Genomic DNA, 20,480 nt, shown 5'->3' with positions numbered 1-20,480 from the left:
TCAGACGGAACCGCGCTGAACGGCGTCCGTCAGGCTGAACCCAGCAGGACAACGCCCGCCAGAATGGAGAAGCAGCCCAGCAGCCGGCCGATGCCGACCTTCTCGCGCAGCAGGAACATGCCGGCCAGGGTGCCCAGCATCATCGACATTTCCCGGGCCGGCGCCACCAGGCTCAGCGGCGCGCCGTCCTGCAGCGCGAACAGCACCAGGATGTAGCCCAGCGGCGACAGGAAGCCCACGGCCAGCGCCAGGTGCCAATAGCCGCGCATCGATTCCCAGTTCTGGGCCCGGCGACGCAGCATGTGTGGCGTCATCATGGTGGTGCGCGTGACACAGGTGAACCAGTCGAACAGCACCGGGCTGATCAGCAGCACTTTCACGCCGTAGGCGTCGACCACGGTATAGGCGGCGATGAACAGGCCGATCACCACGCCCCAGCGCACGCCAACCCAGGCCTGGGCCTGGCGGAAGATGGCCAGCCGGCCTTGCGTGGCGATGAGCAACACGCCGATCACCACGCACAGCATGCCGGCGATGCCGCTGGCCTTGGCGGGTTCATTCAACAGGATGAACGCGCCGGTGGTCGAGAGCAGCGGGCCGGTGCCCCGGGCAATCGGATAGACCACGGACAGGTCGGCCACCTGATAGCCGCGTTGCAGGCACAAGCTGTAGCCCAGGTGCAACAGGCTGGACATCAGGATCGCGCCGACCACCATCCAGGACCATTGCATGCCGTCGTGCAACAGCACCCAGACCACCCAGGGTGCGTAGAGCACCGAGGCGCACAGGCCGTAGGCGAAGACGAAGGGCGCGCCCACCATGGCGGCTCGCTTGGCCAGAAGGTTCCACGTTGCGTGGGCCATCGCGGCCAGGACGACCAGTACCAGGGACGAATACGACATGTGAGGGAGCTGCTTGGTGACGTGTTTGTTACAAGACCGCAAGGGTACCGCAAATGGGCTGGCAAGGACGCCGTGAGCTTCTGATCGGCGGTCTTGTCGTCACTTCCGACGACCTGGCACGGAAAATTTGTATAGATGTCTACTCAATAGGACTCGCAAGATACACCCATGGGCATGGTCCCGTCCAGTCGCGTCCCCCGACTTGGCTATTTTCGGAAATTCTGGTGTAGAATCATTGGTTTGCCAAATCTCATCCTCTGCTTGCGGCATATCCGTTGTCTGGCGCCCGGGAAGTCGGGAGCCTTTCCCTTCCAGTCTGGGACATAGGACAACGAACAAAATCGGACGGCAAAAAGTTGTTAGCCCGCAAAGGCAAGATGAACTAGGAGTTTCAATGAACCTCATCGCTATCCTGGAACAGGAAGAAATTGCCCGCCTGACCGGCGGCAAGGCCATGCCTGCTTTTGCTCCTGGCGACACCGTCGTCGTGAGCGTGAACGTCGTTGAAGGCACCCGCAAGCGCGTTCAGGCCTTCGAAGGCGTCGTGATCGCCAAGCGCAACCGCGGCCTGAACTCCGCGTTCACCGTGCGCAAGATCTCGTCGGGCGAAGCCGTGGAACGTACGTTCCAGCTGTACTCGCCGCAGATCGCTGGCATCGAAGTCAAGCGCCGCGGCGACGTGCGCCGCGCCAAGCTGTACTACCTGCGCAACCGCTCGGGCAAGTCGGCTCGCATCAAGGAAAAGCTGGTCAGCAAGCAAGCCTCGGCGGCTTGATCGCTTATCGGCACACGGCCCTATCTGTGTCGGACGCTCACGCTTTCCCGCGTTTTCGTCCGATACGGATTTCCGGGTTAAAAAGGCACCTGCGAGGGTGCCTTTTTCTTTACACAGAGCCGTATGTCTGATTCCTCGTCATCCCCGCGGCCCAGGCGGCCGCTGGCCCGTCCCGGTTTCGATCCGGCTTCCCAGCCCTGGGTCGTGGCCAATGATTCGCTGCCGGCCGTGCCTGCCGGCCTGCTCACGCCCGACGCGCTGCGCGGAACGCTGAGCCAGCCTTCCACCTGGAAGCTCGAACTCTCGCGCGACAATGACCTGCGCTATCCAGGACGCGAAGGCACGCCGGTGCCCGCCGCCGTGCTGATTCCCCTGGTGACCCGGGAGCAGGGCGTCAGCATCCTGCTGACCCAGCGCGCCGCGCACCTGTATGACCATGCCGGCCAGATCAGCTTTCCCGGCGGACGCATCGAAACCAGCGACCCCACGCCGGAGGACGCCGCGCTGCGCGAGGCGCACGAGGAAACCGGATTGCCGGCCGAGCATGTGGAAGTGCTGGGCAGCATGCCGCCGTATCTGACGGCGACCGGATTCTCCATCATCCCCGTCGTGTCCCTGGTGCGGCCCGGCTTCCAGTTGGCGCCGGACGCGTTCGAGGTGGCCGAGGTGTTCGAGGTGCCGTTGTCCTTCCTGATGGACCCGGCCAATCACCGCCTCTACGAGGCGCGGCTGGACGATGGCCGTGTGCGCCATTACTACGGCATGCCTTATGGCAAGTACTTCATCTGGGGCGCGACGGCAGGCATGCTGCGCAATCTGTACCATCTGCTGAATCACGGGCTGCAGCCGCGCTGAGAGCCGGGTGCGTCGGCGCCAGGCGCCATGGCGCTAGGTGTCGTGGTGCCCGACGCATTGGCGCCCGGCGCGATCCCGCGCGAGCGCGCCCGCGCCAGGTTTCAATACCGCTGCTGGCCCGCTTCGTTCTCTTCCAATACCCGTTGATACAGCGCATAGCGCGCGGGATGGATGGCGCCCGCCTCCAGCGCCGCGACCACGCCGCAGCCCGGCTCGTGCCGGTGGCTGCAGTTGTAGAAGCGGCAGGACTCGATGGGGCCAGCGAACTCGGGGAAGCCGCGGATGATGTCCTCGCGGGTCAGGTGCTGCAGGCCGAATGCCTGGAATCCCGGCGAATCGATCAGGTCGCCGCCCGGATCGGGCAGGTGGTACAGCCGCGTGCTGGTGGTGGTGTGTTTGCCCATGTCCAGCGCGGTCGAGTGTTCGCGCGTGGGCGCGGCGGCGTCCGGCACCAGCGCGTTGAGCAGCGTGGACTTGCCCATGCCGCTTTGTCCCAACAGCAGATTGGTCTTGCCCGCCAGGCGCGGCGCCAGCAGCGTGTGGACCCGCGCCGGTTCCAGCGCGCTCAACTCGACGATGTCCACGCCCAGCGCGGCGATCGGCGCCAGTCGTTCGCGGGCGGCGGGCAGGGCGTCGGCCAGGTCGGTCTTGTTCAGGATGATGAGTGGCGAGATCCCGGCGCTCCAGGCGCCGGCCAGGGCGCGCCCGGTCAGGTCGTCGGAAAAGGTGGGTTGGACCGCGACCACGATCAGCAGCTGATCGACGTTGGACGCGAATTGCTTGGAGCGCATCTCGTCCGAGCGGTAAAGCAGGTTGCGGCGCGGCAGGATCGCATCGATCGCGCCTTCGTCGCTGCCCTGCGGCGTGATGCGGACCCGGTCGCCGACCGTCGCGCCGGCCTTCTTGCCGCGCGGGAAGCACTTGCGCAGCGTGCCGTCGTCCAGCTCCACGGTGTAGTGGCGGCCATGGGCCGCGATGATGCGGCCTTCGTTCGGCGCGCCGGTGACGGCGGCCGCGGCGCCCTGCTGCGGGCGTTGCGGGGAGCGATCGCGCGCGCTCATGCGGCCGGCGCCATCAGGTGACGGATGCGCACGGCGGCGGGAGGATGGCTGTCGTAGAAGGCGGAGTGCACGGGATCGGGCGTCAGGGTGGCGGCGTTGTCGTCGTAGAGTTTGACCAGGGCGGATACCAGTCGATCCGGCGAGCTTTGCTCGGCGGCATAGCGGTCGGCCTCGAATTCGTCGCGGCGCGAGTACCAGCTGGCCAGCGGCGTGAACACGAAGGTGAAGACCGGAATCACCAGGAAGAACAGCAGCAGCGCCATGGCGTCGTTGCGGCCGCCCAGCTGCGGCAGCACGCCCAGTCCCACATAGAACCACGGCTGCTGGGATATCCAGCCCAGCAGCGCGAAGAATACCAGGGCCGCGCCGAAGCTGAAGCAGATGCGCTTGATGATGTGGCGCTTGGCGAAATGGCCGAGCTCGTGGGCCAGCACGGCCTCGATCTCGTCGCCGTTCAGGCGCGCCAGCAGCGTGTCGAAGAAGACAATGCGGCGTGAGCGGCCGAAGCCGGTGAAGTAGGCGTTGCCGTGCGCGGAACGGCGCGAGCCGTCCATCACGAACAGACCGTTGAGCGCGAAGCCGCAGCGCTGCGCCAGGCGCTGGATGCGTCCGGCCAGGTCGGGATCGGTCAAGGGCGTGAACTTGTTGAACAGCGGGGCGATGAACATCGGATAGATGATGAGCAGCGCCAGGTTGAACACCATCCAGAGGCCCCAGGCCCAGGCCCACCAGTACGCGCCGGCGCTGCCCATCAGCCACAGCACGGCGGCGGCCAGCGGCAACCCCAGCACGGCCGCCACCAGCAGGCCCTTGAGCGCGTCCGCCACGAACAGCCCGGGTGTCATGCGGTTGAAACCGAAACGGGCTTCCAATCTGAACTGCCGCCACAGCGTGAATGGCAGTCCCAGCAGGCCCAGCAGCAGCGCCACGGTCACCAGCAGCAGCATCTGGCGCAGGAAGTCGTTGCTGGTAAGCTGGCCTACCGCCAGATCGATGGCCTGCAGGCCGCCCAGCAGGGTCAGGCCCACCAGCACGATGGCGTCGTAGGTCCGTTCCAGCATGCCCAGCCGCACGCGCGCCACGGTGTAGTCCGCCGCGCGCTGGTGGCTGGTCAGGCCGATGCGGTGCGAGAATTCGGCTGGCACCTGTTCACGGTTGCGGGCGACATGACGGATCTGGCGCGTGGCCAGCCACAGGCGCACGGCAACGTCGATCAGCAGGAAGGCGACGAACAGCAGGGTGAACATGTGCGGGTCGGGTGCTCGGTAAGGGATATGCGAAAATCGCGTGTTTTATAGGCAAATTATATGGCTGTGAACGAAAACCGCTTGGTCTGGCTCGACATGGAAATGACGGGCCTCGAACCTGAGAAAGAACGCATCATCGAAGTCGCCGTCGTGGTGACCGAACCCGACCTGACCGTGGTCGCGGAAGGCCCCGTGCTGGTGCTGCACCAGCCCGACAGCCTGCTCGACGCCATGGACGACTGGAACAAGTCGACCCACGGCAAGAGCGGCCTGATCGACAAGGTCCGCGCCTCGACCATCAACGAGGCCCAGGCCGAGGATATCCTGCTGGAGTTCCTGTCGCAGCACGTGCCGGCCGGCAAGTCGCCGCTGTGCGGCAACACAATCAGCCAGGACCGCCGCTTCATGTTCGCCTACATGCCGCGGTTCGAGAAGTTCTTCCACTACCGCAACCTCGACGTCAGCACGCTGAAGGAACTGGCTCGCCGCTGGGCGCCGGCCGTCTACAAGGGCTTCGAGAAGAAGAGCCGCCACGAAGCGCTGGCGGACATCTACGAGTCGATCGACGAGCTGAAGTACTACCGCGAGCATTTCCTCAAGGTCTGACGGCCCCGGGGCGTCCGTCCCGCCGGCATTCCGGAGCCCGCCATGCCGTCTTGCTATCCCGTTTCCCGGATCCGCGAGGCCGAGCGCCAGGCGCTGGCTGCCGGCCGGCAGCTGATGCCGCTGGCGGGCGCGGCTGCGGCCCGCTTTGTGGCGGCCCGGATCGCGCCCGGTACGCCGGTGCTGGCCTTGGCCGGCCCCGGCAACAATGGCGGCGACGCCCTGGTCGCGGCGACCGTGCTGCGGGCGATGGGGCACGACGTGCGCGTGCTGCTGCCCGCCGGCCCGCAGAAGCTGCCTCCCGATGCCGCCCGCGCTTACGACGGGTGGGTGGCCGCGGGCGGCGGGACGCTGTCCGCGCTGGAACCGGGTTTCGTGCCCGGGCTGGTCATCGACGGCCTGTTCGGCATCGGCCTGAACCGTCCCCTGGGCGCCGATTGGCAGGCGCTGGTGGACACGGTCAATCGCTGGGGCGCGCCCGTGCTGGCTCTGGATGTGCCCAGCGGCGTGGACGCGGACACCGGCGTAGCGCTGGGACGCCCGATCCAGGCGCGCTGGACCCTGTCCTTCATTGCCCGGGCGCGGGGGCTGGAGCTGCCGGGGTCCGGCGCCGGCGCCATCGGCGAGCGGCATCTGGATACGCTGGATGTGGTCATGCCGTCCGAGGCGGACGACGTCTGAGCCCAATCCGCCGGATCATGACGCGCAGGCAATCCGACGGTCCGTCGCGCCGGGCGTGACGCGACATCGGCCGGCGCATCCGACCCCGGATCCAATCGCTTTTCGTCGAATCAGGCGGGCCGGCCGCCGAAGCGCGCCGCCACGTCCGCCGTGAGCGGCGTGTAGCGTTCGTTGTCGCGGGCGGCCAGCGCGTCCAGGTGCGCCTCGGAGGCGTCGAACACGCGCCAGTAGAGACGCCCGCACAGTTCGCGTGCCGCGCGTCCGGGCCAGTTGTCGGGCAGCATCGGGCCTGGCAGGTGGGGATCGTGCAGGACGATCCGGCGCCAATTGTGCAGCAGCAGGACGCGGATGACGAAGGCCTCGGCTGGCGAGGGCGGCGCGTCCAGCAGTTTTTCCAGCGGTCCGAAATTCTTGCTGAACGCCCGGTACTGCTCGGCCACATCGTCCAGGTTCCAGCACTGCGAGGCCAGGCTGGCTATCGGCAGGCCGCCGGCGTCGGCCAGGTCGCGCGCCGACAGCACCAGGGCGCGGTCGGGAATGCCCAGCTTTTCCAGGATGTCATGCGCCGCGCTGGCCTGGGTATGAGGATGGGCGAACAGCCCCGGCGCGATCATGCCGAAGCCTTCCCATATCAGTTCCCGGCGCAGCTCGGCGCGCTCGGCCAGTCCGTTGCCGATCCGGGGCAGGGCCACCAGCGTCCATTCCCCGTTCCAGTCCTGCGGCGCGCCTTCGTAGATGCGCTGCGAGGCGTGCGCCGTGTGGCGCTGCCCCAGCTCCGAGATCAGGTACAGGCTGCGGCGGCCATGCCGTTCCGATTGCAGCCAGTTCTGCGCGACCAGGCGGAAGACGCTGGTGCGCAGCAGCCGTTCATTGATGCCCAGCGGCGCCAGCAGCTCGATCAGGTCGCCCAGCCAGATGGCGCCGCCGTGCGGCGCCAGCGCATCGCCCAGCAGGCTGACGCAGAGCGATTTTGCCCGGGGCGGATCGCTTTTGATCAAGCGCGACAGAAAGCGGTCCAGGGGCGACTGAGGGTTTGCCATAAGTAGGGCCGCGGGCGGCCGGTATCGAGTTCGGCAATATGATACATAAATCCAATGTGATACAGATTTGAGTTTGACAATGGTTTTTTTGTATTAAATAATCGCCGGTATGACATGACGGCACTGCGCGGCGCCTGCTTTGCGTTTTCGCAAACCGTCTCAAGGAGACACACATGTACGCTCAACTCGTCGAGACCGGCGTCAAGCAGGTCAAGTCCGCCGACCAGCTCGAAGGCGCGGAACAGGCCTTCCAGCGTCGCATTGACGATGGCGTGCGCATCGAGGCCAAGGACTGGATGCCCGACGCCTACCGCAAGACCCTGGTGCGCCAGATCTCGCAGCATGCGCATTCCGAAATCGTGGGCATGCTGCCCGAAGGCAACTGGATCACCCGCGCGCCCTCGCTCAAGCGCAAGGCCATCCTGCTGGCCAAGGTCCAGGACGAGGCCGGCCACGGCCTGTACCTGTACAGCGCCGCTGAGACGCTGGGCGTGTCGCGCGACGACCTGATCGACGATCTGCACAGCGGCCGCGCCAAGTACTCCAGCATCTTCAATTACCCCACGCTCAGCTGGGCCGACATTGGCATGATCGGCTGGCTGGTCGACGGCTCGGCCATCATCAACCAGATCCCGCTGTGCCGCTGTTCCTACGGCCCCTATGCGCGCGCCATGGTGCGCGTCTGTAAGGAAGAGTCCTTCCACCAGCGCCAGGGCTACGACCTGCTGATGCAGATGTGCCTGCATGGCACGCCCGAGCAGAAGGCCATGGTGCAGGACTCGCTGAACCGCTGGTGGTGGCCCGCGCTGATGATGTTCGGTCCCAGCGATGCCGATTCGCCCAACAGCGCCCAGTCCATGGCCTGGAAGATCAAGCTCTTCTCCAACGACGAGCTGCGCCAGAAGATGGTGGACCAGACCGTGCCGCAGGCCGAATACCTGGGCCTGACCGTGCCCGATCCCGATCTCAAGTGGAATGCCGAGCGCGGCCACTACGACTTCGGCGAGATCGACTGGGACGAGTTCTACGCGGTCATCAAGGGCAATGGTCCCTGCAACCGCGAACGCCTGGCCGCCCGCGTCAAGGCGCATGAAGACGGCGCCTGGGTGCGCGACGCGCTGGTCGCCCACGCCGATAAACAGGCAACACGCAAAGCCGCGTAGGGGGGGGGCCACCCCCGAAGCGCTGCGCGCTCCCCCCTCAAGGGGGCGTCGCTGCGGACCGGCAAAGCCGGCTTCGCGCGACCCGGATGGGGCGATACCCCGGTTGCGGGTGAGAAGCCAGCAGCAGGAACAACTGATTTTCAGGCCTATTTTTTATCCATTGCAGACCAGGACGCGCATCGCGCGCCCGGCACCGAGGACATCCATCATGAGCAAAGACTGGCCCCTGTGGGAAGTGTTCATCCGCAGCCAGCACGGCCTGGCGCACAAGCATGTCGGCAGCCTGCACGCGCCCGACGCCGAAATGGCCATCAACCATGCGCGCGACGTCTACACGCGCCGCAACGAAGGCCTGAGCATCTGGGTCGTGCGCGCGTCGGACATCTCGGCCAGCAGCCCCGGCGACAAGGATCCGCTGTTCGAGCCGGCCAACAGCAAGGTCTACCGGCATCCCACGTTCTTCCCGATGCCCGAAGAAATCAAGCACATGTAAGGCGGGAGGGGGAGACATGGACAAGCATTTCTTTGAATTCCTGCTGCGCATGGGCGACACCACGCTCATCCTGTCGCAGCGCCTGGGCGAATGGACCGGCCACGGCCCCATCCTCGAAGAGGACCTGGCGCTGACCAACACCGCGCTGGACCTGCTGGGCCAGGCCCGCATGTGGCTGACCCTGGCCGGCGAGGTCGAGGGCGCGGGCCGCGACGAAGACGCGCTGGCCTATCTGCGCGACGCGCACCAATTCCACAACGCGCTGCTGGTCGAGCGCGCCAACGGCAACTACGCCGACACCATGGCGCGCCAGTTCCTGTTTGACGTCTGGCACTACTTCCTGCTGCAGAAGCTTGAGCGGTCCGCCGACGAACGCGTCGCGGCAATCGCCGCCAAGGCGCTCAAGGAAGTCACCTATCACGTGCGCCGTTCGTCGGACATGGTGGTGCGCCTGGGCGACGGCACGGCCGAAAGCCACGCCAAGATGCAGGCCGCCATCGACGATGCCTGGCGCTTCACGGGCGAGCTGTTCTTTGACGACGCCGTGGACCAGGACCTGGCCGCGCGCGGCATCGGCTGTCTGTTGTCCGAGTTGCGCGAGCCCTGGGCCCGCCACGTGGCCGAGGTGCTGGGCGAGGCCACGCTGTCCGTGCCGGACGCCGCAGCCGCGAGCCATCCCGCCCATCGCGGCGGCCGCCAGGGCCGGCATAGCGAGGAACTGGGCTACGTGCTGGCCGAGATGCAATTCCTGCCGCGCGCCTATCCGGGAGCCAAGTGGTGAACGCCATGGCGCCCGTGTCCGCCGGCCAGGTCTTCGACTGGCTGCAGGAAGTGCCGGATCCGGAGATCCCCGTGCTTTCCGTGGTGGACCTGGGCGTGGTGCGCGACGTGCGCTGGGACGGCGAGACCTGCGTGGTCGTGATCACGCCCACCTATTCGGGCTGTCCGGCCATGCGCGAGATCACGCAGGACATCGCGGCCACGCTGGCGCGGCACGGCGTCGACGACGTGCGCGTCGAGACCCGCCTGGCGCCGGCCTGGACCACCGACTGGATGAGCGAGAAGGGCCGCGCCGCGCTCAAGGGCTACGGCATCGCCGCGCCCGCCGAGCGCGCCGTCGACATCTCCGGCATCAGCCGCCGCCGCGCCGCGCCCGCCATCGAGTGCCCGCGCTGCGGCTCGCGCGACACGCGCCTGGTCAGCGATTTCGGTTCCACGTCGTGCAAGGCGCTGTACCGCTGCGTCGCCTGCCGCGAGCCTTTCGATTATTTCAAGACCCACTGAGTGGTTGAGACAATGAGCCAGAACCAATTCCATTCCCTGAAGGTCGCCTCGGTCGCGCGCAACACGCGCGACGCCGTGGTGGTGACGTTCGACCTGCCCGAGACGCTGGCCGACGAGTTCGCCTTCCTGCCGGGCCAGTATCTGACCCTGCGCACCCAGCTCAACGGCGAAGAGCTGCGCCGCTCGTATTCGATCTGTTCGGCCCCCAGCGACAAGCGCCTGCGCGTGGCGATCAAGCGGGTGGACGAGGGCGCGTTCTCCAGCTGGGCCAACCATGAGCTGCAACCCGGGCAGACCCTGGAAGTGATGGCGCCGGCGGGCAATTTCACCGTCGATTTCTCGCCCGAGCAGGAACGCCACTACGTGGCTTTCGCCGTCGGCAGCGGCATCACCCCGGTGTTCTCGCTGGTCAAGACCGCGCTGTCGACCGAGCCCAAGAGCAAGTTCACGCTGTTCTTCGGCAACCGCGCCTCGTCGGCCGTGCTGTTCCGAGAGGAAATCGAAGACCTGAAGAACCTGTACATGGACCGCTTCTCGCTGGTCTATGTCATGAGCCGCGAAACCCAGGACATCGAACTATTCAACGGCCGTCTGGACGGCGACAAGGTTGACCAGCTGATGTCGGCCTGGATGAGCCCGGCCGATATCGATTACGCTTTTGTCTGTGGTCCGCAGACCATGACCGAAAGCGTGGTCGAGCGCCTGCAGGCCCGCGGCATTCCGAAGTCGAACATCAAGTTCGAGCTGTTCGGCGCGCCCAAGGGCCCGCGCGCCCTGCGCACCGGCCAGGAAGCCCGACAGGCTCCCGGCAAGGGGCAGTGCGAGGTCACCGTGGTGCAGGACGGCCACAGCAGGATGTTCGTCATCGACAAGAACAAGGACAGCGTGCTGGATTCGGCGCTGGCGCAAGGGATAGAACTGCCGTACTCGTGCAAGGGCGGGGTGTGTTCCACCTGCCGCTGCAAGGTCGTCGAGGGCGAAGTGGACATGGACGCCAACTTCGCGCTGGAAGACTATGAGGTCGCGCGCGGCTTCATCCTCAGCTGCCAGAGCTTTCCGGTCAGCGACCGCCTGGTCATCGACTTCGACCAGGAAACCTGAGCCGGCGTCCGCCAGGCCGACATCATTCATTTTGGAGAGACACAGTGTCAGAGCAATTCTTCGAGCGTCACCAGGCCCTGCTGGAACAGGCCATGGCCGCCGCCGCGCTGCGCGGCTACTGGAGCCCGTTTGCCGAGTCGCCCAGCCCGCGCCACTACGGCGAGACCGCCAATGACGACGGCCGCGCCGCCTTCGAGGCGCTGCGCGGCAAGCCCTTCCCGCTGGACCTGCCGGGCGCCGAAGGCAGCGTGGGCGGCGAGGCATCTCCCTACGGCTTCGACCTGGGCATCACCTATCCGCGCGTGCCCGCCGCCAAGCTGGTGGCCGCGTCGTCCAAGGCGCTGGAGCAATGGCGCCGCGCCGGCCCGCGCGCCTGGGTCGGCGTGTCGATGGAAATCCTGTCGCGCCTGAACAAGCTGAGCTTCGAGATCGCTTACGCGGTGCAGCACACCACCGGCCAGGGCTTCATGATGGCCTTCCAGGCCGGCGGTCCGCACGCACAGGACCGCGGCTTCGAGGCCGTGACCTACGCGTGGCAGGAAATGTCGCGCATTCCCGGCATCTCGGTCTGGGAAAAGCCGCAGGGCAAGAACGATCCCATCCGCATGGAAAAGCACTTCACCGTGGTGCCGCGCGGCGTGGCGCTGGTGATCGGCTGCTCCACCTTCCCGACCTGGAACGGCTATCCCGGCCTGTTCGCCAGCCTGGCCACGGGCAACACCGTCATCGTCAAGCCGCATCCGGGCGCGATCCTGCCGCTGGCCATCACCGTGAAGGTGGCGCGCGAAGTGCTGGCCGAAGCGGGCTTCGACCCCAACGTGGTGCTGCTGGCCGCGCATGCCGCCGGCGATGACACCGCGCAGCAGCTGGCGCTGGATCCCGCCGTCAAGATCGTCGACTTCACCGGCAGCAGCGCCAATGGCAACTGGCTGGAAGACAACGCCCGCCAGGCCCTGGTCTACACCGAGAAGGCCGGCGTCAACCAGGTCATCATCGATTCGGCCAGCGACCTGAAGGGCGTGGCGCGCAACCTGGCGTTCTCGCTGGCCCTGTACTCGGGCCAGATGTGCACGGCGCCGCAGAACATCTACGTGCCGCGCGACGGCATCCAGACGCCGGAAGGCCGTGTCAGCTTCGACGAGGTCGCGGGCGCCCTGGCCGCCGCGCTGGAAAAGACCACCGCCGACGCCGCCCGCGCGGTCGAGCTGACCGGCGCGATCCAGAACGAAGGCGTGGTCGAGCGCATCGAGAAGGCCCGTGCGCTGGGCCTGCCGGTGCTGGCCGACAGCAAGCCGCTGGTCCACCCGCAATTCGAGAATGCCCGCGTGCGCACGCCGCTGCTGCTGTCCGCCCAGGCCGGCAATCCGGCCATCGGTCAGGAGTGGTTCGGTCCCATCGCTTTCGTGGTGGCCACCGATTCCACCGAACACAGCATCCAGCTGGCGCGCGACAGCGTGATCCGTCACGGCGCCTTGTCGCTGTCGGCCTACACCACCGACGACGCCGTCGCCGAGCGCATCCAGGACGCGGCCGAAGTGTCGGGCGTGTCGCTGTCGCTGAATCTGACGGGCGCGGTGTTCGTCAACCAGACCGCGGCCTTCAGCGATTTCCACGGCACCGGCGCCAACCCCGCCGCCAACGCCGCGCTGTCGGACTCGGCCTTCGTCGCCAATCGCTTCCGCGTGGTCCAGACTAGAAAACACGTGTGACCCCCCCCGAAGCGCTGCGCGCTTCCCCCCAGGGGGCGCCGCTACGGACCGGCGGAGCCGGATCCGTGCGGCCCCGATGGGGGGCGACCGGTTAGTGGTGCTGCAATGGATCAATGACATGAGCTATCAAGATATTCAATTCGATCTGTCTGGCGGCATTGCGCGCCTGACGCTGAATCGCCCGGACAAGCTGAACAGCTTCACCGCCAACATGCACGGCGAAGTGGCCGATGCGATGACGCGGGTGGAGAACGAAGCCGCGGCCGATGGCACGCCGCCGGATCTGGGCGAGACCGTCGACAAGTACTACGGTCCGCTGGTTCGCCGCATCAACGCGCTGCCCATGCCCGTGGTGGTGGGGGTGAATGGCGTGGCGGCGGGGGCGGGCGCCAATCTGGCGTTTGCTGGCGATATCGTCATCGCCAAGGAATCGGCCAGCTTCATCCAGTCCTTCTGCAAGCTTGGCCTGATTCCCGACACCGGCGGCACCTTCGTGTTGCCGCGCCTGGTCGGACGCGCGCGCGCGGCCGGCCTGGCGTTGCTGGGCGACAAGCTCAGCGCGAAGCAGGCGCAGGACTGGGGCCTGATCTGGCAATGCGTGGCCGATGCCGAGTTCGACGCCACGCTGGAGCGGCTGGCGCAGCATTTCGCCAAGGCGCCGACCAAGGGCCTGGCGTTCACCAAGCGCGCCCTGCAGGCCAGCCTGGCCAACGACCTGGCGACGCAGCTGGACCTGGAGCGCGACATGATGCGCGAGCTGGGCCGCAGCGCCGATTACGCCGAGGGCGTGGCCGCGTTCCTGGACAAGCGCGAACCGCAGTTCAAGGGGCAATGATGAGCACGCACGTTCCCCAGCTTGATGTGCCGTCCGATCCCCAGGAACTGGCGCAGGCCGTCGGCGCCGTGATGTACGCCGGCGACGCGGCCTCGCAGGGCCTGGACATGAAGGTCGAGGAAATGGCGCCCGGCTACGCGCGCCTGACCATGCGCGTGCGGCCCGACATGCTCAACGGCCACAAGACCTGCCATGGCGGCTTCATCTTCGCCCTGGCCGACAGCGCATTCGCGTTTTCCTGCAATTCGCGCAACGTCAGCACGGTGGCGTCGGGCTGCACCATCGATTTCCTGGCGCCCGGTTTCGAGGGCGACCTGCTGACGGCGGTGGCCCAGGAACGCTCGCTGGCCGGTCGCACCGGCGTCTACGACGTGACCGTCACCAACCAGGACGGCCGCAACGTGGCCATTTTCCGTGGCCGGTCCTATCGGATCAAAGGCCAGATCGTCGGAGTGCCTGCCGACGCCTGAGCGAGATTTCCTTTAACCGATCACCGATCAGATCATCGATCACGAGACGCCGGCGGGGCCGGAAGCGGGCGCGCATGGCGCCCGCGGTGCCGTCCGCAGCCGCCAAGAGAGCATTCCAGGAGAGAGATACCATGTCCAACACCATGAGCAAGCCGGGGCTGGACCCCATCGAGCATGCCAGCATCGACGAACTGCGCGCCTTGCAGCTCGAGCGCCTGAAGTGGACGCTCAAGCACGCCTACGACAACGTGCCGCACTACAAGAAGGCCTTCGACGAGGCCGGCGTGCATCCGGACGACCTGAAGCAGCTGTCCGATATTTCCAAGTTTCCCTTCACCACGAAGAAGGAACTGCGCGAGAACTATCCGTTCGGCATGTTCGCCGTGCCGCGCGAGCGTATCTCGCGCATCCACGCATCCAGCGGCACCACTGGCAAGCCGACCGTGGTGGGCTACACCAAGGGCGACCTGGATAACTGGGCCAATCTGGTGGCGCGCTCGATCCGCGCCGCCGGCGGCAAGCCGGGCGACACCGTGCACGTGGCCTATGGCTACGGCCTGTTCACGGGCGGGCTGGGCGCGCACTACGGCGCCGAGCGCCTGGGCTGCACCGTCATTCCCATGTCCGGCGGACAGACCGAAAAGCAGGTCCAGCTGATCAATGATTTCCGTCCGGACATCATCATGGTCACGCCGTCCTACTTCTGCAATATTCTGGAGGAGCAGCGTCGCCAGGGGATTGATCCGCGTCAAAGTTCGCTGCGCATCGGCATCTTCGGCGCCGAGCCCTGGACCGGCCAGATGCGCGCCGACATCGAGGCCGAGGCCGGCATCGACGCGGTGGACATCTACGGCCTGTCGGAAGTGATGGGGCCGGGCGTGGCCAGCGAATGCGTCGAGACCAAGGACGGTCCGGTCGTCTGGGAAGACCACTTCTACGCCGAGATCATCAACCCCGACACCGGCGAGCCCGTGGCCGACGGCGAACCGGGCGAACTGGTGTTCACCTCGCTGACCAAGGAAGCCATGCCCATCGTGCGCTACCGCACGCGCGACCTGACCCGCCTGTTGCCGCCCACCGCGCGCAGCATGCGCCGCATCGGCAAGATCACCGGCCGCAGCGACGACATGCTGATCGTGCGCGGCGTGAACATGTTCCCGACGCAGGTCGAGGAACTGGTGCTGAAGATCGCCCAGCTGGCGCCGCACTACCAGCTGGTGCTGTCGCGTACCGGCAATATGGACGAGCTGGAAATCCTGACCGAGGTGCGCGCCGAGTTCTCGACGCTGTCCGACGCGGACCGCGCGGCGCTGGGCAAGCAGCTGCAGCACGCGGTCAAGACGCACATCGGCGTCAGCGCGCGCATCCAGGTGTCGGACGCGGGCCATGTCGAGCGCACGTTGACCGGCAAGGCGCGCCGCGTGATCGACAAGCGTCCGAAGTAGGGCGCATCAGGCCTGGCGTGTATCCGGGTCGGTCCGGCCGGCGCTTTCTGGTTGGGCAAGGAAAAGAGCAGCCCCTGGGCTGCTCTTTTTTTCGGACGGGAGGATGCGCGTATCAGGCGCGGCCGGCCTCAAGGGCGGCCTGGCGCACGATGCGGCGATACCAGTAATGCAGCAGCGCGGCCGACAGCGCCAGTCCGGCCATCGCCATCAACCACATCGTGCCGGCGCCCTGGGGCGATCCGGGCGCGAGGATCAGGCGCAGCCAGTCCAGTCCGCCCTTGCCGGGGCCGAAGCCGAACCACCAGCCGCCCACCAGGCCGACGCCGGCCAGCGCCACGGTCTGCAGCAGCAGCGGCACCACGGCGATCTTGTAGGCGCGCAGCAGGTAGGAGTTGATGCACTGCATGGAATCGAACAGGTGGAACAGCGGCAGCACGGCCAGCAGCGTGGCGGCCACCGCGGCCACTTCGGCCTTGTCGGTGTAGGCGGCCAGGATCAGCGGGCGGCCGATGAGCAGCACCGCGGCGGTGAGCAGCGCGCCCATCAGGCCGAGCGTGAGACCGGCCATGCCGATGCGATGCGCCTGGTCCAGCTTGCCGGCGCCGATGGCCTGTGCCGTCAGCGCCGCCGTGGCCACGCCCAGCGCCATCGGCATCATGTAGCACAGCGCGGCCAGGTTGGACATGATCTGGTGTCCGCCGGTCACCAGCGTGCCTTCGCGGGCCACCAGTAGCGCCATGAAGGTGAAGGCCGAGACCTCCACCAGATAGGAGCCGCCCATCGGGATGCCCAGCCGCAGCAGTTCCTTCAGCGACTTCCAGTCCGGCTTGCCCACGCGCAGCTGGAAGCGGCGGTAGTAGCGGTCGTGCGTGATGACCCACAGGCCCAGGCCGAGGCTGATCCAGGAAACCACGGCGGTGGCCATGCCGGCGCCGGTCGCGCCCAGGGCAGGCAGGCCCAGCTTGCCGTAGATGAATACCCAATTGAGCAGGGCCTTGACGCCGATGGCGGCCAGGTTGATCGCCATCACCAGCTTGGGGCGCGACACCGCGGTGCCCAGCGCGTAGATGGTGCGGAACACCAGCGCCGCGGGCATCGCCAGCACCAGGGCGCGCAGATAGGAGGCGATGCGCTCGCGCACGTCGGGCGCGACGTCGCCCGACATGGACAGCCAGACGTCGGGGAACAGCATCAGGATCGCGCCCACGACGGACAGGCCCAGCGCCAGCCAGACGCCCTGGCCCCAGCTGCGGCCGACCTCGGCGTTGTTGCCGGCGCCGAAGTGCTGGGCCAGGATGGGAATCAGCGCGTGCACCACGCCCATCAGGCCGACGAAGATGGTGATGTAGATCGAGGCCGACAGCGCCATCGCCGCCAGGTCGGTGGGGCTGGCGTGGCCGGTCATGGCGGTGTCCAGCACGCCGAACGAGATGCCGGCCCATTGGCTGACCAGCACGGGCCAGGCCTGCCGGGCGATGCCACGCAGCGTGGCGCCAAAGCCCGGGGGGCCCTGATGAGCGGGCGTCATCGGTTGGGCGTGACGCGCAGCAGGCGGAACACTTCGTGGCGGTCGGCGCGGCGGCCGCCTTGCCACAGCACCTCGGCGCCGTCGCTGTAGGCCGCGGTGTTGTCGCGCAGGCTCTGGTTGGTGGTCTGTTGCAGCACCACCGTGCACTTGGAATCGAACGTGAACGTCAGATTGTTGAAGATCAGGAACGAGGCGCGCTGGCCGCTGCCCAGGCTCAGTCCGCGCACGCATTCGCCGGGACGCAGGTTCTGCTCCAGCGCCTGGGCCAGCTGGCCGGACATGATGCGGTAGCTGCGCGCGTAGTCGACGGCGGGCTGCCACAGGAGCACCAGCAGGATCCAGGTGGCGGTCAGGCCGCCGGCGGACAGCACCGTGCCGCGCCACAGCGCCTGTGGCTTGACGCGCAGGCGCCAGACCACCAGCGCCACCCAGCCGATCGTGACCAGCAGCGCCAACCCGAAGGCGACCCACGAAATCGACGGCTCATAGCCGGTGGTGTGGCGGCCGATGTTGCGCGACATCTGGGCGGGCCATTGGAAGTTCACCGCGACCCAGCCCAGCCAGGCCGTGGCCACCGTCAGTGAAAAGCACATGACGGCGAACCAGTCCAGCGTGTTCACCACGCCGCGTCGCAGGGTCGGCAGCGAGAACGCGGCCAGCACGGCGCAAGGCACGGCCAGCAGCGCGTATTCCGAATCGGACGGCTCGGCCAGTCCGAACAGCAGCAGGGCCGAGCTGATCAACAGCATCAGCGGCACCCAGATATGCGGCGCGTAGATCCACGCGCGCCAGCGCCAGACAGCCAGCAGGGCGAGCGGCCAGGCGGGCCACAGATACCAGGGCAGGTCGCGCAGCGTGCGGCCCATGTCGGGCAGGTCGGGGCCGGCGAAGGAGGACAGGTTCCAGATCTTCCAGTTGCGGATCCAGTATTCGCTGCCCTGCGTGGCGGGGATCCACCACGCCAGGATCAGCGCCGCGGTCAACAGGACGATCCAGGGCAGCCAGCGCTTGCGGCGCCACAATTGGCTGCGCGGATAGAAGGTCAGCAGCGCGCCAGCCATGATCGGAATGGCGCCGATCCAGCCGCGCGTGAGGAAGCTGGCCGCCAGCGCGATGGCCAGCGTGGTCGCGCCGGTCAGCGGGCGGTCGATGCTGCGCGCCAGTGAATAGAACGCCAGCGCCTGGCAGGCCATGATGGCGGGGATGACGGTGGTTTCGTGCGTGCGCTGCAGGATGCCGACGGTGGCCAGCAGCAGCAGCAGGGCGGCGTCGGCGAGCATGCGGCCGTAGTCGCGCGGCGACGGTTCGCCGCCAAAGGGCAGGGCCAGCGGCTGCGCCTCCGAACGGCGGCCCAGCAGATAGGTGCCGTACCAGACGCTGGACGCGGTGATGCCGAACCAGAGCAGGTTGGGCAGGCGGCCTGCGGTGATGTCACCGATGAACGGACCGAAGATCCAGATCGAGATCGCGCCGACCCAGGTGATCAGCGGGCCTTCCTCGGCGTGGGCCAGATGCCCGACCTGCGGCAGCAGCCAGGTGATGCCGCCTTCGCGTATGGCGGTGATCATGGTGGCCAGGCCAACCGCGTCGTCCGTTTTCCAGGGGTCGCGCATGAACAGGCCGGCCACGATATAGGCCAGCGCCAGGCCGAGCAATACCAGCCTTGGCAGTTTTGCGGTGGCCACGGACGTCAGCCGGGCCGGGGTGGAAATCGAAAGTGGGGACACGGGCGTTACTGTAACCGAGTGGCGGGCAAGCGCCAGCCTTTCAATGGCGGCCGAGCCGGGCGGGAGAAAAAAAAGCAGCCCGAAGGCTGCCTTTTTCGCTGTGGCTCCCGGGACGGGAGCGACAGAATCAGGAAGCGGACTTGACCGTGCCTGCGGTGCGCGCGAAGCGGGCGCGGAACTTTTCCACGCGGCCGGTTTCGACGATGCGGGTCTGGGCGCCCGTGTAGAACGGGTGCGATTCGGACGTCACGTCGCACTTGAAGAGCGGGTAGGTCTTGCCGTCCAGCTCGATCGTTTCGCGGGTTTGCACCGTCGAACGGGTGATGAACTTGCTGCCCGTTTGCAGGTCGGCGAAAACGACTTCGCGGTAGTCGGGGTGAATGCCTTCTTTCATGGTGCTTTCCTAGGGCTCGCGTGAGCCGCTTTCAAGAGTTAGGGTCGCCAGCCGAAGCGCCGCAATGACTGCCAGGCGCACTTTCAGCCACGTATCCGAAAAGTAACCCCGCATTCTAGCATGTGATTTCCGGCCCGCGCCAGCTCGAAAGCGGCGCGGGCGCGGTCTGGCGCCCTATTAAGGGGACGGATTCAAGGCGGGCAGATCTCCGCTCAGAGGTCCGTGCGCAGCTTCCAGATCTCGGGGAACAGCACCACTTCCAGCATCTTGCGCAGGTAGTCCACGCCCGACGTGCCGCCGGTGCCGCGCTTGAAACCGATGACCCGTTCGACCGTCGTGACGTGGCGGAAACGCCACAGGCGGAACGCGTCTTCCAGGTCTGTCAGCTTTTCGCCCAGCTGGTACAGGTCCCAGTAGCGGTCCGTATCCCGATAGACCGTCAGCCAGGCCTGTTCGACGCCGGCCGAGGCCTGGTAGGGCTGGGTCCAGTCGCGCTGCAACAATTCGGCCGGCACGTCCAGCCCGCGACGGGCCAGCAGGCGCAGCGACTCGTCGTACAGCGAGGGCGTCTCGTAAGCCTGGCGCACCTGGGCCAGCAGGTCCTCGCGGTGCGCGTGGGGCTTGAGCATGGCCGCGTTCTTGTTGCCCAGCAGGAACTCGATCTGGCGGTACTGGTAGCTCTGGAAGCCGCTGGAACGCGCCAGGTACGGGCGCAGCGCGGAATACTCGGGCGGCGTCATGGTGGCCAGTACGTCCCAGGCGTGGACCAGCTGCTCCATGATCTTGCTGACGCGGGCCAGCATCTTGAAGGCCGGCTGCAGCTGGTCGGACGCGACACAGCCCACGGCGGCGCGCAGCTCGTGCAGCATCAGCTTCATCCAGAGCTCGCTGGTCTGGTGCTGCACGATGAACAGCATTTCATTGTGTTCGGGCGACAGCGGGTGCTGCGCGCCCAGCAGTTCGTCCAGGTGCAGGTAATCGCCGTAGGTCATGTCGCGCGCGAAATCGAGCTGCGCCTTTTCCTGGTGGACGATGTCTTCGGGGCGTTGGGGGGCGCTCATGCGTGGCCTCCCTGGCAGGGCGGCGCGGCGCGCCGGGCGGATGCGGGCAGGCTGCGCCAGTCAGGGGCGCGCCGGCGGGCGCGGCCGGACGCCGCGCGCGGATGGA

The 20,480-nt window shown here is 67.0% G+C and carries 21 protein-coding genes; 13 read left to right on the top strand and 8 right to left on the bottom strand.

The features are described 5' to 3' along the window. Window positions 1-29: 29 nt before the first annotated feature. Window positions 30-902, bottom strand: coding sequence for an EamA family transporter (locus tag AC6LJ5_RS02455; protein ID WP_103273367.1), 873 nt, complete (start codon window positions 900-902; stop codon window positions 30-32). Window positions 903-1,296: 394 nt separating this feature from the next. Between AC6LJ5_RS02455 and rplS the strand changes: the two genes are divergently transcribed. Both rplS and AC6LJ5_RS02445 read left to right on the top strand, forming a co-directional pair. Then, complete coding sequence (rplS, locus tag AC6LJ5_RS02450; RefSeq protein WP_103273368.1) at window positions 1,297-1,677, top strand: 50S ribosomal protein L19; 381 nt, start codon at window positions 1,297-1,299, stop codon at window positions 1,675-1,677. A gap of 123 nt (window positions 1,678-1,800) precedes the next feature. Beyond that, the gene (locus tag AC6LJ5_RS02445) at window positions 1,801-2,532 is read left to right on the top strand and encodes a CoA pyrophosphatase (protein WP_103273369.1); all 732 of its coding nucleotides are present in this window, start codon (window positions 1,801-1,803) and stop codon (window positions 2,530-2,532) included. A 101-nt stretch (window positions 2,533-2,633) separates the two neighbouring features. On the opposite strand, the gene rsgA is transcribed toward AC6LJ5_RS02445, so the two are convergent. Together rsgA and AC6LJ5_RS02435 are read right to left on the bottom strand one after the other, a co-directional pair. Then, entirely contained in the window at window positions 2,634-3,593 is a 960-nt protein-coding gene (rsgA, locus tag AC6LJ5_RS02440; RefSeq protein ID WP_498139756.1) for a ribosome small subunit-dependent GTPase A, read from the bottom strand. Continuing rightward, a complete protein-coding gene (locus AC6LJ5_RS02435) occupies window positions 3,590-4,840 on the bottom strand; it encodes a M48 family metallopeptidase (protein ID WP_103273370.1) in 1,251 nt (416 codons plus the stop codon). Before AC6LJ5_RS02435 ends, rsgA begins: the two co-directional genes overlap by 4 nt. Before the next feature lie 60 nt (window positions 4,841-4,900). Here AC6LJ5_RS02435 and orn point away from each other — a divergent pair, with 60 nt between their 5' ends. Then, a complete protein-coding gene (gene orn / locus AC6LJ5_RS02430; protein ID WP_103273371.1) occupies window positions 4,901-5,446 on the top strand; it encodes an oligoribonuclease in 546 nt (181 codons plus the stop codon). 42 nt (window positions 5,447-5,488) lie between these two features. Beyond that, window positions 5,489-6,124, top strand: coding sequence for an NAD(P)H-hydrate epimerase (locus tag AC6LJ5_RS02425; RefSeq protein WP_392411402.1), 636 nt, complete (start codon window positions 5,489-5,491; stop codon window positions 6,122-6,124). A gap of 110 nt (window positions 6,125-6,234) precedes the next feature. On the opposite strand, the gene paaX is transcribed toward AC6LJ5_RS02425, so the two are convergent. Further along, window positions 6,235-7,164, bottom strand: coding sequence for a phenylacetic acid degradation operon negative regulatory protein PaaX (gene paaX, locus AC6LJ5_RS02420; RefSeq protein ID WP_103273373.1), 930 nt, complete (start codon window positions 7,162-7,164; stop codon window positions 6,235-6,237). Window positions 7,165-7,337: 173 nt separating this feature from the next. Here paaX and paaA point away from each other — a divergent pair, with 173 nt between their 5' ends. From paaA to paaK, 9 genes are all read left to right on the top strand, one after another. Next, window positions 7,338-8,327 carry a 1,2-phenylacetyl-CoA epoxidase subunit PaaA gene (gene paaA / locus AC6LJ5_RS02415; RefSeq protein WP_103273374.1) on the top strand — a complete coding sequence of 330 codons (990 nt, stop codon included), beginning with the start codon at window positions 7,338-7,340 and terminating at the stop codon, window positions 8,325-8,327. A gap of 208 nt (window positions 8,328-8,535) precedes the next feature. Then, window positions 8,536-8,820, top strand: a complete 285-nt coding sequence (gene paaB / locus AC6LJ5_RS02410; RefSeq protein ID WP_006388300.1) for a 1,2-phenylacetyl-CoA epoxidase subunit PaaB — start codon at window positions 8,536-8,538, stop codon at window positions 8,818-8,820. Window positions 8,821-8,836: 16 nt separating this feature from the next. Further along, on the top strand, window positions 8,837-9,601 hold the full coding sequence (paaC, locus tag AC6LJ5_RS02405) for a 1,2-phenylacetyl-CoA epoxidase subunit PaaC (RefSeq protein ID WP_103273375.1): 765 nt from the start codon (window positions 8,837-8,839) through the stop codon (window positions 9,599-9,601). After that, on the top strand, window positions 9,598-10,104 hold the full coding sequence (paaD, locus tag AC6LJ5_RS02400) for a 1,2-phenylacetyl-CoA epoxidase subunit PaaD (RefSeq protein WP_498139755.1): 507 nt from the start codon (window positions 9,598-9,600) through the stop codon (window positions 10,102-10,104). The genes paaC and paaD overlap by 4 nt, the downstream gene beginning before the upstream one ends. A gap of 12 nt (window positions 10,105-10,116) precedes the next feature. Beyond that, a complete protein-coding gene (gene paaE, locus AC6LJ5_RS02395; RefSeq protein WP_103273376.1) occupies window positions 10,117-11,205 on the top strand; it encodes a 1,2-phenylacetyl-CoA epoxidase subunit PaaE in 1,089 nt (362 codons plus the stop codon). A gap of 44 nt (window positions 11,206-11,249) precedes the next feature. After that, a complete protein-coding gene (paaN, locus tag AC6LJ5_RS02390) occupies window positions 11,250-12,914 on the top strand; it encodes a phenylacetic acid degradation protein PaaN (RefSeq protein ID WP_498139754.1) in 1,665 nt (554 codons plus the stop codon). A gap of 118 nt (window positions 12,915-13,032) precedes the next feature. Next, complete coding sequence (locus AC6LJ5_RS02385; RefSeq protein WP_498139753.1) at window positions 13,033-13,749, top strand: enoyl-CoA hydratase-related protein; 717 nt, start codon at window positions 13,033-13,035, stop codon at window positions 13,747-13,749. Continuing rightward, window positions 13,749-14,219: a hydroxyphenylacetyl-CoA thioesterase PaaI gene (paaI, locus tag AC6LJ5_RS02380; RefSeq protein WP_392412828.1), complete on the top strand. Its 471-nt coding sequence runs from the start codon at window positions 13,749-13,751 to the stop codon at window positions 14,217-14,219. The genes AC6LJ5_RS02385 and paaI overlap by 1 nt, the downstream gene beginning before the upstream one ends. 131 nt (window positions 14,220-14,350) lie before the next feature. Continuing rightward, entirely contained in the window at window positions 14,351-15,664 is a 1,314-nt protein-coding gene (gene paaK, locus AC6LJ5_RS02375) for a phenylacetate--CoA ligase PaaK (protein ID WP_103273379.1), read from the top strand. Window positions 15,665-15,776: 112 nt separating this feature from the next. On the opposite strand, the gene AC6LJ5_RS02370 is transcribed toward paaK, so the two are convergent. The 4 genes from AC6LJ5_RS02370 to kynA all read right to left on the bottom strand — a co-directional run bounded on the left by AC6LJ5_RS02370 (window position 15,777) and on the right by kynA (window position 20,374). Beyond that, the gene (locus AC6LJ5_RS02370; protein ID WP_498139752.1) at window positions 15,777-17,192 is read right to left on the bottom strand and encodes an MATE family efflux transporter; all 1,416 of its coding nucleotides are present in this window, start codon (window positions 17,190-17,192) and stop codon (window positions 15,777-15,779) included. Further along, a complete protein-coding gene (locus AC6LJ5_RS02365; protein ID WP_392412823.1) occupies window positions 17,189-18,919 on the bottom strand; it encodes an ArnT family glycosyltransferase in 1,731 nt (576 codons plus the stop codon). The genes AC6LJ5_RS02370 and AC6LJ5_RS02365 overlap by 4 nt, the downstream gene beginning before the upstream one ends. 127 nt (window positions 18,920-19,046) lie before the next feature. Then, window positions 19,047-19,313 (bottom strand): type B 50S ribosomal protein L31, encoded by a 267-nt coding sequence (locus AC6LJ5_RS02360; protein WP_103273382.1) that lies wholly within the window; start codon window positions 19,311-19,313, stop codon window positions 19,047-19,049. A gap of 212 nt (window positions 19,314-19,525) precedes the next feature. After that, the gene (gene kynA / locus AC6LJ5_RS02355) at window positions 19,526-20,374 is read right to left on the bottom strand and encodes a tryptophan 2,3-dioxygenase (RefSeq protein ID WP_212320291.1); all 849 of its coding nucleotides are present in this window, start codon (window positions 20,372-20,374) and stop codon (window positions 19,526-19,528) included. Window positions 20,375-20,480 lie beyond the last annotated feature (106 nt).

It is taken from the genome of Achromobacter sp. 1011791174 (genome assembly GCF_059760925.1).
The sequence above is the reverse complement of the archived record's forward strand: the minus strand, read 5'-3'. Positions and strand labels throughout refer to the sequence as shown.

Coding starts and splice junctions, on each gene's coding strand:
- AC6LJ5_RS02455 (WP_103273367.1), bottom strand. CDS start 902: ATGTCGTATTCGTCCCTGGTACTGGTCGTCCTGGCCGCGATGGCCCAC.
- rplS (WP_103273368.1), top strand. CDS start 1,297: ATGAACCTCATCGCTATCCTGGAACAGGAAGAAATTGCCCGCCTGACC.
- AC6LJ5_RS02445 (WP_103273369.1), top strand. CDS start 1,801: ATGTCTGATTCCTCGTCATCCCCGCGGCCCAGGCGGCCGCTGGCCCGT.
- rsgA (WP_498139756.1), bottom strand. CDS start 3,593: ATGAGCGCGCGCGATCGCTCCCCGCAACGCCCGCAGCAGGGCGCCGCG.
- AC6LJ5_RS02435 (WP_103273370.1), bottom strand. CDS start 4,840: ATGTTCACCCTGCTGTTCGTCGCCTTCCTGCTGATCGACGTTGCCGTG.
- orn (WP_103273371.1), top strand. CDS start 4,901: ATGGCTGTGAACGAAAACCGCTTGGTCTGGCTCGACATGGAAATGACG.
- AC6LJ5_RS02425 (WP_392411402.1), top strand. CDS start 5,489: ATGCCGTCTTGCTATCCCGTTTCCCGGATCCGCGAGGCCGAGCGCCAG.
- paaX (WP_103273373.1), bottom strand. CDS start 7,164: ATGGCAAACCCTCAGTCGCCCCTGGACCGCTTTCTGTCGCGCTTGATC.
- paaA (WP_103273374.1), top strand. CDS start 7,338: ATGTACGCTCAACTCGTCGAGACCGGCGTCAAGCAGGTCAAGTCCGCC.
- paaB (WP_006388300.1), top strand. CDS start 8,536: ATGAGCAAAGACTGGCCCCTGTGGGAAGTGTTCATCCGCAGCCAGCAC.
- paaC (WP_103273375.1), top strand. CDS start 8,837: ATGGACAAGCATTTCTTTGAATTCCTGCTGCGCATGGGCGACACCACG.
- paaE (WP_103273376.1), top strand. CDS start 10,117: ATGAGCCAGAACCAATTCCATTCCCTGAAGGTCGCCTCGGTCGCGCGC.
- AC6LJ5_RS02385 (WP_498139753.1), top strand. CDS start 13,033: ATGAGCTATCAAGATATTCAATTCGATCTGTCTGGCGGCATTGCGCGC.
- paaI (WP_392412828.1), top strand. CDS start 13,749: ATGAGCACGCACGTTCCCCAGCTTGATGTGCCGTCCGATCCCCAGGAA.
- paaK (WP_103273379.1), top strand. CDS start 14,351: ATGTCCAACACCATGAGCAAGCCGGGGCTGGACCCCATCGAGCATGCC.
- AC6LJ5_RS02370 (WP_498139752.1), bottom strand. CDS start 17,192: ATGACGCCCGCTCATCAGGGCCCCCCGGGCTTTGGCGCCACGCTGCGT.
- AC6LJ5_RS02360 (WP_103273382.1), bottom strand. CDS start 19,313: ATGAAAGAAGGCATTCACCCCGACTACCGCGAAGTCGTTTTCGCCGAC.
- kynA (WP_212320291.1), bottom strand. CDS start 20,374: ATGAGCGCCCCCCAACGCCCCGAAGACATCGTCCACCAGGAAAAGGCG.